The sequence below is a fragment of the Bacillus cereus group sp. RP29 genome (genome assembly GCF_040459765.1).
Lineage (GTDB): Bacteria > Bacillota > Bacilli > Bacillales > Bacillaceae_G > Bacillus_A > Bacillus_A paranthracis.
Map to the genome: position 1 here is coordinate 292,484 of NZ_JARVHN010000001.1, position 15,264 is coordinate 307,747.

Below are 15,264 nucleotides of genomic sequence, written 5' to 3' on the forward strand. Positions count from 1 at the left end.
TAGATGGAATAGCGTGAAAACCGAGAAATTTTTGTTTTTAAGCTCGGCATACAGCAGGAAATCTAGACATATATATTTGTAACCTAGTTGTGGTAAGGGATGCGCCATCATTTAGGTTGAGAAGAAGGGGGAGGGAAGCGAGATGAATATTTTGCTTTGCTGTGCAGCGGGAATGTCTTCCAGTTTGATTGTTACTAAAATGGAGAAAGCAGCAGAGGCAAGAGGAATAGAGGTAAAGATTTGGGCTGTATCAGGTTCTGAAGTAAATAGCCATATTGATAAAGCTGATGTACTTTTACTTGGGCCACAAGTACGTTATTTATTACCGAAAATGAAGGAATTATGTAAGGAGAAAGGGGTACCTGTTGATGTCATTCAATCCGTTCATTACGGACTTTGTAATGGGGAAGCTATCTTGCAAGCAGCTTTGTCAATGAAACCATGAGGAGAGTGGGATAGATGATACGGTTTTTAGAGAAATATGTAATGCCGGTAGCAGGAAAGGTTGCAGAGCAGAGGCATTTGCTAGCAATTCGTGATGGACTTGTATTGACGATGCCGTTCTTAATTATAGGATCATTTTTCCTCATCATTAGTGCTTTACCAATACCAGGTTATAATGATTTTATGGCAGGTTTGTTTGGGGAGAATTGGCAGAGGGCTTTGGGGTATCCAGTTAGTGCAACTTTTAATATAATGGCTTTAATAGCTGTTTTTGGAATCGCTTACAGACTTGGAGAATATTATAAAGTGGACGCTTTAGCATCCGGGGCATTGTCGCTTGTGACGTTTTTACTTGCGACACCATTTCAAGTTGCATATATTATACCAAGTACAAAAGAGAGTGTACTTGTAGAAGGTGCTATCCCAGCTGTATTAATGGGAAGCCAAGGGTTATTTGTAGCAATGATTATTGCACTTATATCTACTGAACTTTATCGGTTTATTGTACAAAAAAAGATAATTATAAAGATGCCAGAGACAGTTCCGCCAGCTGTGACACGTTCATTTGCCGCGCTTGTTCCAGGATTTATTGTTGTAACGGTTATTTGGCTTTTACGCTTAATTATAGAAAATACTTCTTTTGGCAGTATCCATAATATTGTAGGGCAAATTTTACAGGAACCACTTAGTGTACTTGGTGCTAGTCTTTGGGGCGCAATAATAGCTGTTATTCTCGTTCATGTTCTTTGGTCATGTGGAATTCATGGAGCTACTATTGTTGGTGGTGTAATGAGTCCCGTTTGGTTGTCGTTAATGGATCAAAACCGAATTGCTTACCAAGCAGGGCAAGATATACCAAATACGATTACTGCACAGTTTTTTGATTTATGGATTTATATGGGCGGATCTGGTGCAACGCTTGCTTTAGTTGTAGGAATGTTATTATTTGCCCGCAGTCAGCAATTAAAAAGTATAGGTAGATTGTCAATTGCGCCTGGTATATTTAATATTAATGAGATGGTAACTTTTGGGATGCCAATTGTCATGAATCCAATTTTATTAATTCCATTTATATTGGTTCCAGTTGTGTTAACAATTGTTTCTTACTTTGCAATGGAATGGGGATTAGTTGCTCGTCCGAGCGGTGCTGCTGTTCCTTGGACGACACCAATTCTATTTAGTGGATATTTAGGATCAGGTGGGAAAATTTCAGGTGTTGTTTTACAACTTGTTAACTTTGCGCTTGCATTCTTCATTTATTTACCGTTCTTAAAAATATGGGATAAACAAAAAGTGGCGGAAGAAAAGGGGGAGTAAAGAACTAAAATGGATACGATAGAAACGAAGGCCTTTCACTTAATCTTGCATGGGGGAAATGCGAGAAGTTGTTCAATGGAAGCAATTGATTGCGCGAAGCGTGGGGAGTTTACAGAAGCAGAAGCGAAATTACAAGAAGCGTTAGAGGAATTAAAAGAGGCACACCGTGTACAAACGGATCTCATACAGAAAGAAGCCGGTGGTGAAAAGACCGAAGTTACCCTTCTGATGGTGCACGCACAAGATCATTTAATGAATGCAATTACGGTGAAGGAATTAGCGAGTGAATTTGTAGAATTATATAAGAAGATGTCGGTAGCTGAATGAACCTTGCGTATGCAAGGTTTTTTATGTATGTGTCTGTACCATCAGTGGAATGTCCGTTCCACTGATGGTATTTACAATCCTCCTTTTTTACAAATGAGTAAGAGTGATATTTAATCGACAGTAACAATTTCTCCTATACCACGAATCAGTTTTTTTATATGCATCTCATTTGGTTTCAATATACTTACGATATAATCAATCGCTATTTGCGGTTCAACGGTTGTACCGCACGTATAACAGTCGATGGCTGCAAAGTTTTTTTCTGGATAAGTGTGAATAGAAAGGTGGCTTTCTGATAGTAAAACTAAAACAGTAACGCCATGCGGATGAAATTCTTTTGTACTTACGTTTAAAACGTGGGCACCAGATTGATCAGCAGCGTGAACTAAATGATGTTCTAAAAAGTAAATATCATCTAATAGGGAAAAATCCACTCCCCATAAATCTACTATTATATGCTTACCGAAAGTAGAATATTCCATAAGGTAGCGCTCCTTACTATAATGTTGTTAAAATTCCATTTCCTGTTTGTAACATTGATGTAGGACAAGATTCGATTCTGAGTTTAAAAGAGCGAGATTACGTTGTTCTAAATGTTCTTCTCTAAATTGAAATAAAGGAGAAAGAAGGGAAGGTAATGTTCGAGGCGTTGGCACTACATATAATTGCTCAATTTGATCGAGTACATAGGCAGAATTAGCGGCAATATGAAATCCCCAGTCAGTTCCGAAAGAAGGAACGATTGTATGATAACTTTTCACAGTTAATCCCGCATGTTCAATTGTATTACCGATACTCCAATATACTAGAGGTGCATCAGCAGGTGAATTAGATTGGCAGACGAATGCCCCATCTTCTGTTAAGAATGTAGCTATCCGAGCAAAAAGTTCGCTTGTATATAAAGTACTTAAAATTTCTGTTGCTGGATCAGGAAAATCAATAATAATTACATCGTATAAGGATGAAGGAGAATTTAGAAATTCTTTCGCATCACATACGTGCACATTCACGCGACTATCCAAAAATGCATTGTTGTTTAAAGATACTATTTCTGGAACATTACGTGCCATATTAATCATTGCCTCATCTAAATCAACAAGGTCTACATGTAGCACAGTTTCATATTTCAAAACTTCTCGCAGGGCAAGGCCATCGCCACCACCTAATATGAGAACACGTTTTGGATCAATTACTTTTGACATAATTGGATGTACAAGTGCTTCATGATAAATTTGCTCATCAACGGAACTAAATTGTAATTGCTTGTCCAAATATAAACGGATATCGCTTACTTGTAGCAAATGAATATTTTGATAATTGCTTTTTTCATTCAATAAACTTGTATGTTCACCAGCTTGTATTTCTTTTAAAGAAATTTCATCCCATATATCTAGGTTGTGTGAATCCGTGGGTACTATGACTACATTTTCCGTTTGTGCTTGCTTGTCCTGTTTATCCTGTTTGTCCTGCTTATTTTCTATTTCCTGCTGTTCTAGTTCAAATTTGTTAGAGTCTAATTCAGAACGTTTGTCTTTTTTATAGCTTATTATTCGATAAATCTTTATTTTGCTTTGTTTTCTATGTTTTGGCATAGGAATCCCCTTTCGAATTGTGTTACTTTACTCTATTCTATGTGATTTAGTAGAGTTTGCTTGGACAATAGATAGAGGAGTTTTTTTAATAGATTTTCACGCTAAAAAAATTTTTTAGTGTTTTTTTTGTTTTAAACACAACTAGACAACTAAACACTAATCTATTTTCATACAGTTATGTGTTAAAAGCGTGTTGTTTTATAACACACTGTGTGTTTTTTGATCGACACACTAATTGAAAGCGTTAACACACAAAGAAAATAGTCGAAAAAGTGCTGATTTTAGTGGTTTTAAAAAGTTGGCACGCTAATTGCATTAATAAATAGCGTAAAGAAAAATAAATAAAATATAAATTTTTTATACTACACAAGGGGGATTTTCAAATGAATATTTTATTATGTTGCTCAGCAGGGATGTCTACAAGTTTACTAGTTACAAAAATGGAAGCGGCTGCAAAAGCTCGCGGTCTAGAAGGAAAGATTTGGGCTGTATCTGGGGATGCAGTAAAAACAAATATCGATCAAGCAGATGTATTATTACTAGGACCACAAGTTCGTTACATGCTGTCTTCAATGAAAACGCTTGCTGATGAGAAAAACGTTGGAATCGACGTTATCAATCCAATGCACTACGGCATGATGAATGGAGAAGCAGTTTTAGATCACGCATTAACACTAAAAAAATAATTAGGGGGGAAGCGAAATGCAAAAGTTTATTGCATTTATGGAGAAATATTTAGTTCCTATCGCAGGTAGAATTGGATCGCAGCGCCACTTAGTTGCGATCCGTGATGGATTTATCGCAGTTATGCCTCTTATTTTAGTTGGATCATTTGCAGTACTTATTAATAACTTACCAGTGGATGCATTCCAAAAATTTATGAAAGGTGCATTCGGGGAAGTTTGGAAAGACGTCGGTGGCGGTATGTGGACTGGTTCCTTTGCTATACTTGCCCTCATAGTCGCAGTTGGAATCAGTTATAATTTAGCAAAATCTTACGGCGTAGATGCGTTGTCAGCAGCAATTATTACATTCGGTGCATTAATTATTATTTCTCCGACAACGCCAAAAGAAGGTGGTATTGATTTAGCTTGGACAGGGGCACAAGGTCTATTCGTTTCTATCATAGTGGCTCTTCTTGTAACTGAGGCATTTAGATTCTTTGTTCAAAGAGATATTACAATTAAAATGCCTGATGGTGTTCCACCAGCAGTAATGAAATCATTTGCAGCATTAGTTCCAGCATTCGTTATTTTAATCGTAACAGCAGGCATTCAATTAGCAGTAAAATTAGCAGGAACAAGTATTCATAAATTCGTATTTGAAACAATTCAAGTACCATTACAAGGTTTAGCAGGTACATTGCCAAGTGCCATTATTATAGCGTTGCTTATTCACGTATTATGGTTCTTCGGATTACATGGTCCGAATATTATTGGGGGTATTATTGACCCAATCTATTTGCCAGCGTTAGAAAAAAACATGAAACTATTTGATGGTGGTATGTCTGCATATGATGTACCGCATATTTTCACAAAGCCATTCTTTGATGTATACGTGTACATTGGTGGATCTGGTGCAACATTAGCATTCTTAGTTGCAGTAATGCTTGTTGCAAAAAGTGCGCAGCTTCGCGGTGTAGGTCGCGTATCTATCGGACCTGGTTTCTTCAATATTAACGAACCAGTTATTTTCGGTACACCAATTGTATTAAATCCAGCATTAATTATTCCATTTGTACTTACACCAGTGGTATTAGTTATTACTTCTTATACAGCAATCTCTTTAGGATGGGTACCAAAAACAGTTGCTTTAGTTCCATGGACAATGCCACCAATCTTTAGTGGTTATCTTGTAGCGGGCGGAAGCATTGCTGGTGCAGCATTACAAGTAGTGAACTTTGCAATTGCGGTAGTAATTTACTATCCATTTGTATTAATGTGTGACCGTACTTATGTACAAGCTGCAAAAGCTGAAACAAAAGGAAATGACAATTCAGTATCACTTTAAAAAGTATTGTTCTGACGAGTTTTTATAGCTCGTCAGAACAACTAACTTTTATATCATGTTCAAAAAGATGAAATCCATCTACAAGAACACCAAACTATCATTCATAAATTAATATTTTAATAGAAATGTTCAAACTGAAGGGGTATGTAAGTCGGTTGAACGATAATAGAGAGGGCGGTAATTATGATGACTACAGCAGAACAAATTCCATTCCAATTGATTTTAAATAGTGGTAATGCACGAAGCTTTGCGATGGAGGCACTTCAATTTGCCAAACAGGGGAAAATGGCAGAGGCTGATGAAGCGATGGTAAAGGCGAAAGAAGCGATTAATGAAGCGCATCATTTCCAGACAGAGCTCATACAATCAGAAGCAAGAGGAGAAAAAACAGAGATTAGTGTTCTTTTAATTCACGCACAAGATCATTTAATGAATGCGATTACAGTAAAAGAATTAGCAGCAGAGTTTATCGATCTTTATAAAAAGCTTGAAGCGAAAGGGGAATAAAGCATGACTGGAATTAAAATTGCTACAATCGGCGGTGGATCTAGTTATACACCAGAGTTAATTGAAGGATTTATTAAACGTTATGATGAGCTTCCTGTTCGTGAAATTTGGTTAGTAGATATTGAGGCAGGAAAAGAAAAGTTAGAAATCGTTGGTAACTTAGCGAAACGTATGGTAAAAAAATCTGGTTTACCAATTGAGGTACATTTAACGCTTGATCGTCGCGAAGCATTAAAAGATGCTGACTTCGTAACGACGCAGCTTCGCGTAGGTTTATTAGAAGCTCGTGCAAAAGATGAAGCGATTCCGTTAAAATATGATGTAATCGGTCAGGAAACGAATGGTCCTGGTGGTTTATTCAAAGCATTGAGAACGATTCCTGTTATTTTAGATATTTGTAAGGATATGGAGGAGCTTTGTCCGAATGCATGGTTAATTAACTTTGCAAACCCAGCTGGTATGGTAACAGAAGCTGTTCTTCGTTATACAAATATTCAAAGAGTAGTTGGTCTATGTAACGTTCCAATCGGAATCCGTATGGGTCTTGCAAAATTGCTTGAAGTAGATGCAAGTCGTGTTCACGTTGATTTTGCAGGTTTAAATCACATGGTATATGGATTAGACGTATACTTAGATGGCGTAAGTGTAATGGATCGTGTGTTAGAACTTGTAACAGATCCAGAAAAGCAAATTACGATGGAAAATATCGCTGCGCTTAACTGGGAGCCAGACTTTATTCGCGGCCTTCGTGCAATTCCATGTCCATACCATCGTTACTACTACAAAACACGTGAAATGCTAGAAGAAGAGAAAGAAGCTTCGGTTGAAAAAGGTACACGTGCAGAAGTAGTAAAACAATTAGAAGATGATTTATTCGAGTTATATAAAGACCCGAATTTAGATATTAAACCACCACAATTAGAAAAACGTGGCGGAGCTTATTATAGTGATGCAGCATGTAGCTTAATTACGTCTATTTACAATAATAAAGGTGATATCCAGCCTGTTAATACACGAAACAACGGAACAATTGCAAGCTTACCACATGATTCAGCTGTTGAAGTGAACTGTATTATTACGAAAGAAGGCCCAAAACCAATTGCAGTGGGAGATCTTCCAGTACCAGTTCGCGGTTTAGTACAACAAATTAAATCATTTGAGCGCACAACAATTGAAGCTGCTGTTACAGGGGATTATCATAAGGCGCTGCTTGCTATGACAATCAATCCACTTGTACCATCAGATAAAGTTGCAAAACAAATTTTAGATGAAATGTTGGAAGCACATAAAGAGTATCTTCCGCAGTTCTTCAAAAAGGTAGAGAAGTAAAAGCGGCGCTATTTAGCCCGCTTTTTTTTTATCCTATTAGGAGGTAATACGATGATTAAATTAATTGTAAACGCAGATGATTTCGGTCTTACAGAAGGTACAAATTACGGCATTATTGATGGACATATAAATGGACTTGTAAATTCAACGACGATGATGATGAATATGCCAGGAACAGAGCATGCGGTACGCTTAGCAAAAGAGTATAAAACGTTAGGGGTAGGAGTACATCTCGTATTAACGGCAGGGAAACCGCTTCTTGGAGATGTACCGTCACTTGTAAGTAGCGATGGATTGTTTCATAAACAAAGTGTCGTATGGGAAGGGAAAGTAAATCCAGAGGAAGTTGAGCGAGAGTGGACTGCTCAAATTGAGAAATTCCTATCTTACGGATTAAAACCAACTCATTTAGATAGTCATCATCACGTGCATGGATTGCCAATTTTGCACGATGTTCTTGAAAGGTTAGCTGTTAAATATAATGTTCCAATTCGTCGTTGTGAAGAAGAGCGAGCAGTACGCCCATTTTCTGACGTATTTTACAGTGATTTTTACGCAGATGGTGTGACGGAAGATTACTTTGCGAAGTTAAAAGAAAGAGTACAAGGTGAACAAACGGTAGAAATTATGGTTCATCCAGCTTATATTGACCCAGAGCTTGTGAAGCGTTCTTCTTACGTAATGGATCGCGTGAAAGAATTGCGTATTTTAACAGAGAGTGAGTTGCCTGAAGGAATAGAGCTTGTAAAGTTTTAATAGAAAAAAGACGGCTACATTATGCCGTCTTTTTTTATTTACAAAATGGATAGAATATATCCGCCAAAGGCTCCAAGTATAACGATAACCCAAGGTGGTGTTTTCCAAAAAGCGAGCAAGCAAAATAGAAGAGATGCAAAAACAAAATCTACAGCGTTCTTAATCGTGCTTGTCCAAATAGGGTCATAAAAAGCGGCAATTAAAATACCGACAACGGCCGCATTGACTCCAAGTAGTGCGCCTTGTATGAAAGATATTTTTCTCACACTGTCCCAAAAGGGTAAAACACCAATAACGAGTAAGAAAGCAGGAAGAAAGATCGCAATTGTTGCAAGTATGGCACCAAGCGTCCCGTTTAACACTGCTCCTATATAAGAGGCGAATGTAAATAGTGGTCCTGGCATTGCTTGTGTTAATCCGTATCCAGCTAGGAATTGTTCTTTCGTCATCATTCCGTTTTGTACGAACTCACCTTCAAGAAGGGGGAGGACGACGTGTCCGCCTCCAAATACAAGTGCGCCAGAGCGATAGAAACTATCAAATAAAGCGATGTAATAAGAGAACGGTCTTAATATTGGTAGCAGTAGTAATAGTCCGAAGAATAAGACGAGACAAGAAACTGCTATCTTTTTTGAAATAGGTACTTTTATATGTTGAGATTGACTAATTGGTTGGTTGCGATATAAAAGCCAGCCGATAAAGCCAGATATGATAATGAGAGTGACTTGTGTCCAGCTACTTGGCCATAATAGGGCGATTGAGGCAGTTGCAATTGCAATCGTCGCACGATTTCGGTCTGGCGTTAATTTTTGCGCCATTCCCCATATGGCATGAGCGACAATAGCGACTGCTACAAGTTTTAGTCCATGAATCCAGCCAGTACTTCCAAGGTCGAACTGATTAAGGAATGAGGCGAAGAAAACTAAAACAAGCACAGACGGTAAAGTGAATCCAATCCATGAAATAATAGCTCCTAATAGTCCGCCCCTTAATAATCCAACGCCCATACCGACTTGGCTGCTAGCAGGACCAGGGAGGAATTGACATAGTGCTACTAAATCTCCATAGATTCGTTCATCCATCCATTTTCTTTTTTGTACATATTCATGGTGGAAATAGCCGAGATGGGCGACGGGGCCACCAAACGAAGTAAGTCCTAATTTAAATGAGACGAGAAAAATCTCTAATAATGTGTGAAAAGTGTATTTGTTATTTTCCAAAACGACCTCCTAGAATGTTTTTCTAAGTGCATTATACAAGAGGTAGTAAAGAAAAAGGAACGATTCTAATGTAAAGATTATGTGAATCTTTTCTTCGTAATTAACACTTGAAAAAGTCATAAATGATTATGTATAAACCATAAAGTAGTAGAAGTAGTGCTGGGAAATTTATATAAGGAGAATGCCCGTATGACAACACATTTCTTTGCGAGGTTAACAGGTAAGAGGGAAATACCTCCTGTAAATACAGAAGCTTATGGCGTAGCAGAGTTTATATTTAGTGAGGATTTAAAGAAGTTGCAATATCGGGTCATATTGAAAAACATCGAAAAAGTTACATCATGCCAAATTCATTTAGGGAAAGCAAACCAAATTGGTCCAATTGTTTTAAGTTTATTTGGCCCATTAAAGCAAGGTATTAGTGTCAATGAAGGAGTCGTCACTGGTGTAGTTAATGTGGGGGATTTTGAAGGGCCTTTACAGGGGCGAGCGTTTGATAGCTTACTGCAAGAAATCATTCAGGCGAATGTATATGTAAATGTTTATACGAAGTCCCATAAGAAGGGTGAAATAAGGGGGAGAATTAGGAAGGTAAAGAAGTAGCAAAAAGGCTGTTCATATTGAACAGCCTTTTCTGTTATAAGGTGTGAATTTTAGCGATTATTGACGGTAAATCGATATATTAGAAAAATCGCTGATAAAACTCGAGTTGCGCTGATATATTTTGAAAATCGCCGATAAAACCTGAGTTGCGCTGATATATTTTGAAAATCGCTGATAAAACTCGAGTTGCGCTGATATATTTTGAAAATCGCTGATAAAATCTGAGTTAAGATCGATATACTAAAAAACTGCCACGATTAATTTTTTAGAGGCTGATTTTTAATGAAGAAGTCCATAACATAAAACACTTCGTCATCAGGTATTTGTATTTCAAATGTATTTTCAATTGGCTGCAGTGCTTTTTTTACTTTCATATACATCCAGTATTCATCTTGTCTTCGTTTCTCTTTATCTGGATGAGGGAGAAGGCTTTCTCCCTTTTGAAGACGGTCAACCATACAGCTCATATGCAGAATAACACCCATTAAACTGTCAGGAGTTAGCTGTAAGGAAATTAATTCTTGAATTGTATTTAATGCGTAACGAATTGTTTTGATAAGTAATGCTCCGTCGTTACGCTGCATTTGTTGTTCAAGAATATCAGCCATTTTTGCATATGTTTCTTCATACGTAATTAATTCTTGAATTGGCTGAATCGCTGTGTAGTTTACAATGTCTTGGAAATGATACGTTAAGCATGGCACTTGTACATCAAAATTCGTAACAATACAAATGATATTCCGCTCTTTTTTTATGTTCTCAATCATTTTCGTTAAATCTTTTTCATGGACGATACTAATCGGAATGATTTCAATTAAGTCTTTGTCAAATCGTAAATAGTTCTCCAACATTTTTTGAATAGCTAAAGCACTGCCTTCCCCAGTTAAACAAGCTGTCAAAATAACAGATTTCATTGGTGATAGTGGTTTTTTCTTTTCTTCTTGTACGTTTAAGTAAAACGGTGTTAAGTTCTTCACCGTTTCATATAATGCATCTAACGAGTAGCCAAGCTGAGCTTTTCGAGCCGCTTCTAGTGCATGTGGAGTGCTTGTCATGGAAAGAACACGCACTGGAATTTTGAACTCAGTTTCTAATATATCACCAATATAAGCGAGAGATCCCATATCAACGAGTAAGAGAAGCCCGTTTACATTTTGGAGTGTTTTCATATACACTTTCACACGCTCTAAGAAATCTTTCGGCGATTCATGTAACGGCATATCGATACCGGTTACTTCGTCAATGCCGAGCAGTTCATTTGCGACGTTTGCCATTTCTGTTGCTATGCCGTTGCCGTGCGCTAATATTAATACTTTTACTTCTGTTTGTGAGGCAGGAATTGGATCAACAACGAAGAACATTGTTAAAAAGCCTGCTTCATCGATAGGCATTGTTATTTGTAATTCGTCTTCCAGTAGTTGAATGCATTGCATAGCTACGGAAAAAGCTTCTTTATATTTCGTACGAATTTGATTTAATTGCGGGTGATGAATTTGTTTTCCGGCCTGTAAACGTTGTAGAGTTGTCTGTACATGTAAACTTAAAGCGAGAAATACTTTTTCATCGAACGTTTTGGATAAATGTTTTTCAGCAAGTTCAGCAATTTTTTCACAAACGGAAACGATATTACGATCTACAATTTTAAAAACATTTTCATGACTTGTCTTTTTTGACATTTGGTTAAAATATTGTACGAAAAAGCTTTGAATATCATTTTCTATTAGTAATTCTAATTCTTCCTCTTCAATACCACGAGCTTGAAGTTCTTCATATTTATAGTCAATATAATCGTAAATAGAAGACTGTTTTTCATTTTCTATTTTATGATTACTCCAACCTTCATCACCTGTAAATATAAATGTTTCATTCGGTATTTGGTATAGATGACGGCTCTTTCTTTCAATGAATAGTCCTTCTTTCATATACCAAGGTAAGTCTGTGCTTGAAACATAGACAGAATCACGTTTCTTTGTCACGAAGTCAGAATAGGCTTTCGCACAGGCAATTTGTACATCCGTTTTTAATTGGCCGATGTTATTAGGACAATTGTAAAAGACGAAAGCACGCATTGCATTCGGGCTAACGTGAATTTCTTTTCGCAAGCGAATTGCTTCATTTGTGAAAAATAGTTGCAGTAAAGCAAAACGTTCTTTATGTGTACGCTCACGAAGTGGTGGCAGCGTGACAGTCATTGGTATACGTCTTGTAAATGTTTTTAATAAAAATGAATTTGGTTCTTCTGTTGTTGCAGTAATGATCAATACTTGTGCTTTACGTTCGTTTTCTGTTTCTCCAAGGCGGCGATATACTCCGCGGTCAATAAAGGTGAAAAGCATTTCTTGTCCCTCTGGAGGAAGGCGATGTACCTCATCTAAGAAAAGGATCCCTTCATGTGCTTTTTCAATTAACCCTTTTTGATCACTTGCCCCTGTATACGCTCCTTTTTTAATCCCAAATAATTGCCCGAGTAGTAGCTGTGGGTTGTTTGCATAATCAGCACAGTTAAAGACGATAAATGGTGCATTTTTAGGAAGCTGTTCAACTTCAATTGCATATTCGTGCATTAAAGAAGCAAACATGGATTTTCCGACGCCTGTTTCTCCGAGCAGTAAAGTATGCATACCGTTTGGAGGATAGAGAATAGAAGCTTTCGCTTTTTCGATTGCGATTTTAAGGCTCGTATTTTCAACTGCAAATGTATCTAATGAAGTTGCTTCTTTTGAATGCGTTTCCAACGAAGTGTTCGTTTCTATATAAAAACGAACAGGACGCGTATTTGTTTTTAATAAACGTTTATCTTTTACGAGTTTGTTTAAGTCGCTACTTACATTGGCTCGATCTAGCTGCAACAGGGTAGCGAGTTCTGATGCAGTTACACCTTCTGTATAATTGCTTTTTTGTATTGCGTTAAAAATGAGATCTATTCGTTTCATTTCTATTCACCTCGAAACTTCATCACTATTTAAAATTTTACACAAAAATGGGAAGGGTGGGAAGAGAAAAATAAAACAGCTTTAGCACATAGGCACTAAAGCTGTTACAATCTTGTGTCTTTCCAAAAGTTTACTTCGAGATGAGAAGATGGATTATAGGGAAGAAGCTTGTATCCTTGTGACTGTAAGTAATCAATTACTTGTGGCAGTATTTGTACGGTTACACTCGAATCATGCATTAAAATTACTTCGACTTGTTCATCGCTCTGATTACGTACCCTTTCTAGTATGGCAGAAGGGTTATCATAGCTTTTCCAGTCGTATGTATCGATTGTCCAATCCCACATTTTATACTGGGCTGATACAAGTGCATCACGGTAATTTTTTTTTAAATAAGGCATGCTACCATACGGGACACGAACGAGATGTGAATTTAATTTTGTAACTTGCTGAACGATGCTTTGTGTTTGTTCCATCTCTGTAATTAAAGCAGATGGATCACCGGTGTAAAGGCGTTTTACATCATGTGACATACTGTGAAGCCCGATATAATGTCCGTCTTTAATTAATCGTTGCATTGTCTTTTTATAATGTGGCACTTTTCCACCAATAACAAAGAAAGTTGCTTTTCCGTTCTTTTCTTTTAAGATGTTTAAAATTTGCGTAGTATATTTGTTTGGTCCGTCATCAAATGTTAAGTACGCGATTTTTTTGGTAGAAGAGGTAGTTTCGGTATTTGGATGATGTTCAGCAGGGGGAATGGTAGTCGCTCCTGCATGAGATGACGCGTACATAGTAATCGTTAAAAATAAAATAATGTATTGAAATACTCGCTTGATCATAACATTCACCCTCAGTTTGACAATCAAGATGTAAAAAAGAAAATATAATCTTTTTCTTATTATGTATATCTTTCTCCAATAGTGGAACTCTCAAACAAGCTATATTTTGGAAATGTAAAATAATGAATAAAAAATAGCATCCTCTTATAAGAAAGAGGATGCTATTTGAATATTTCATAATAGTAAAGGCTATACTACAATTAGTCTTCGCGTTTTTTCACTTTTTTATAAAAGGAAATAAGTGGTTTGTAACGTTCATGTACAAGTCCAATTACTTCAGCAATAATTTCTGTAAAGAAGATTAAAACGAAAAGAAGAATAATGGATAACCATAATGTTGCACTAGTAAAAATAATAGCATTTACGCTAAAGAAGATACCAAACGCGTATATAATTAGTACCGTTTTGCGATGTGAGAAGCCCATTGCAAGTAAACGGTGATGTAAATGCGATTTATCTGGTGCTGAAATAGGTTTTTTATTTACGATACGACGGATAATTGCAAATGCCGTATCAAATACAGGTACGCCTAAAATGATAACTGGAACGATAAAGCTGAATAACGTTACACTTTTGTATAATCCAAGTAACGATATAACAGAAATACAGTATCCTAAAAATAGTGCTCCTGTATCTCCCATGAAAATTTTTGCTGGATGGAAGTTGTAGAATAAAAATCCAATTGTACTTGCAAGTGCAATTAGTGCTAGCGGTAAAATGATAGCCGTTCCAGTACCCCATGGGCTAGTGAAGGCCATGTATGCTAGCGTTGCCAGTACGATAGATGAAATACCAGCGGATAATCCATCTAAGCCGTCAATTAAGTTGATTGCATTTGTAATACCTACAATCCAAAATACTGTAATTGGGTAAGCAAGCCATCCAAGTTCAGTATCCCCGAGGATTGGAATATATAATACTTGCACTAATAATCCACTTTTTACAATCATAATGGCAACTAATAGTTGTCCACCGAATTTTACCTTCGCAGATAACTCGTACATATCATCTAAAATACCGATGATTACAATGATAATCGCACCTAGCGTTATCGATAACATTCTTTGTTCATATAAGCCACCGACAACAAATCCAACAGCCACACCAATAAATATTGCTAACCCGCCAAGACGAGGCATAATCTTTTGGTGCACTTTACGCGCGTTTGGCTTATCTGTTGCTCCTATTTTAAAAGCTAACTTAATAACTAAAGGAGTAACGACGAGTACAGTGATGAAAGATGCCAAAATGGCATAAATCACTTGTGAGTCCATTAATACCCCACCCTTTTATAGTCTAACGTAATTTTTTTTAATATATTTATCTGAAAATTATGATGTTTATTTACAGGCTCATAACATATGGTATCACAAAAAGATTAGAA

Annotated in this window: 15 protein-coding genes; 9 read left to right on the plus strand and 6 right to left on the minus strand. The window is 36.9% G+C overall.

What is annotated here, in order from left to right; genetic code table 11:
• The first annotated feature begins 142 nt into the window (after window positions 1-142).
• Genes QCI47_RS01420 through QCI47_RS01430 form a run of 3 tightly spaced genes read left to right on the plus strand, consistent with a single transcriptional unit; the run spans window position 143 to window position 2,088 of the window.
• Window positions 143-445 carry a PTS sugar transporter subunit IIB gene (locus tag QCI47_RS01420; protein WP_001023546.1) on the plus strand — a complete coding sequence of 101 codons (303 nt, stop codon included), beginning with the start codon at window positions 143-145 and terminating at the stop codon, window positions 443-445.
• A gap of 14 nt (window positions 446-459) precedes the next feature.
• On the plus strand, window positions 460-1,761 hold the full coding sequence (gene celB, locus QCI47_RS01425) for a PTS cellobiose transporter subunit IIC (RefSeq protein ID WP_000617774.1): 1,302 nt from the start codon (window positions 460-462) through the stop codon (window positions 1,759-1,761).
• Window positions 1,762-1,770: 9 nt separating this feature from the next.
• Complete coding sequence (locus QCI47_RS01430; RefSeq protein ID WP_000379634.1) at window positions 1,771-2,088, plus strand: PTS sugar transporter subunit IIA; 318 nt, start codon at window positions 1,771-1,773, stop codon at window positions 2,086-2,088.
• 110 nt (window positions 2,089-2,198) lie between these two features.
• Here QCI47_RS01430 and speD read toward each other — a convergent pair whose 3' ends face one another.
• Entirely contained in the window at window positions 2,199-2,570 is a 372-nt protein-coding gene (gene speD / locus QCI47_RS01435; RefSeq protein WP_048557375.1) for an adenosylmethionine decarboxylase, read from the minus strand.
• 27 nt (window positions 2,571-2,597) lie between these two features.
• The gene (locus QCI47_RS01440; RefSeq protein ID WP_309422823.1) at window positions 2,598-3,680 is read right to left on the minus strand and encodes a polyamine aminopropyltransferase; all 1,083 of its coding nucleotides are present in this window, start codon (window positions 3,678-3,680) and stop codon (window positions 2,598-2,600) included.
• Window positions 3,681-4,063: 383 nt separating this feature from the next.
• Here QCI47_RS01440 and QCI47_RS01445 point away from each other — a divergent pair, with 383 nt between their 5' ends.
• From QCI47_RS01445 to chbG, 5 genes are all read left to right on the plus strand, one after another.
• Window positions 4,064-4,366 (plus strand): PTS sugar transporter subunit IIB, encoded by a 303-nt coding sequence (locus QCI47_RS01445; protein WP_001023567.1) that lies wholly within the window; start codon window positions 4,064-4,066, stop codon window positions 4,364-4,366.
• Between the two features lie 16 nt (window positions 4,367-4,382).
• Window positions 4,383-5,690 (plus strand): PTS cellobiose transporter subunit IIC, encoded by a 1,308-nt coding sequence (gene celB, locus QCI47_RS01450; RefSeq protein WP_061131818.1) that lies wholly within the window; start codon window positions 4,383-4,385, stop codon window positions 5,688-5,690.
• Between the two features lie 183 nt (window positions 5,691-5,873).
• On the plus strand, window positions 5,874-6,197 hold the full coding sequence (locus tag QCI47_RS01455) for a PTS lactose/cellobiose transporter subunit IIA (protein ID WP_000989050.1): 324 nt from the start codon (window positions 5,874-5,876) through the stop codon (window positions 6,195-6,197).
• 3 nt (window positions 6,198-6,200) lie between these two features.
• Complete coding sequence (gene celF, locus QCI47_RS01460; protein WP_000145749.1) at window positions 6,201-7,526, plus strand: 6-phospho-beta-glucosidase; 1,326 nt, start codon at window positions 6,201-6,203, stop codon at window positions 7,524-7,526.
• A 51-nt stretch (window positions 7,527-7,577) separates the two neighbouring features.
• The gene (chbG, locus tag QCI47_RS01465) at window positions 7,578-8,282 is read left to right on the plus strand and encodes a chitin disaccharide deacetylase (protein ID WP_000593482.1); all 705 of its coding nucleotides are present in this window, start codon (window positions 7,578-7,580) and stop codon (window positions 8,280-8,282) included.
• A gap of 38 nt (window positions 8,283-8,320) precedes the next feature.
• On the opposite strand, the gene QCI47_RS01470 is transcribed toward chbG, so the two are convergent.
• Window positions 8,321-9,502 carry a chromate transporter gene (locus tag QCI47_RS01470; protein WP_309422824.1) on the minus strand — a complete coding sequence of 394 codons (1,182 nt, stop codon included), beginning with the start codon at window positions 9,500-9,502 and terminating at the stop codon, window positions 8,321-8,323.
• A gap of 189 nt (window positions 9,503-9,691) precedes the next feature.
• Between QCI47_RS01470 and exsM the strand changes: the two genes are divergently transcribed.
• Window positions 9,692-10,105 carry an exosporium regulatory protein ExsM gene (gene exsM, locus QCI47_RS01475; RefSeq protein WP_000207029.1) on the plus strand — a complete coding sequence of 138 codons (414 nt, stop codon included), beginning with the start codon at window positions 9,692-9,694 and terminating at the stop codon, window positions 10,103-10,105.
• A 257-nt stretch (window positions 10,106-10,362) separates the two neighbouring features.
• Here the strand turns inward: exsM and QCI47_RS01480 are convergent, their stop codons facing one another.
• The 3 genes from QCI47_RS01480 to QCI47_RS01490 all read right to left on the minus strand — a co-directional run bounded on the left by QCI47_RS01480 (window position 10,363) and on the right by QCI47_RS01490 (window position 15,154).
• Entirely contained in the window at window positions 10,363-13,038 is a 2,676-nt protein-coding gene (locus QCI47_RS01480; protein WP_046198054.1) for a sigma-54-dependent transcriptional regulator, read from the minus strand.
• A 104-nt stretch (window positions 13,039-13,142) separates the two neighbouring features.
• Window positions 13,143-13,880 (minus strand): polysaccharide deacetylase family protein, encoded by a 738-nt coding sequence (locus QCI47_RS01485; RefSeq protein ID WP_000597163.1) that lies wholly within the window; start codon window positions 13,878-13,880, stop codon window positions 13,143-13,145.
• A 200-nt stretch (window positions 13,881-14,080) separates the two neighbouring features.
• On the minus strand, window positions 14,081-15,154 hold the full coding sequence (locus tag QCI47_RS01490) for a glycosyltransferase family 4 protein (protein ID WP_000378309.1): 1,074 nt from the start codon (window positions 15,152-15,154) through the stop codon (window positions 14,081-14,083).
• Window positions 15,155-15,264: the final 110 nt, after the last annotated feature.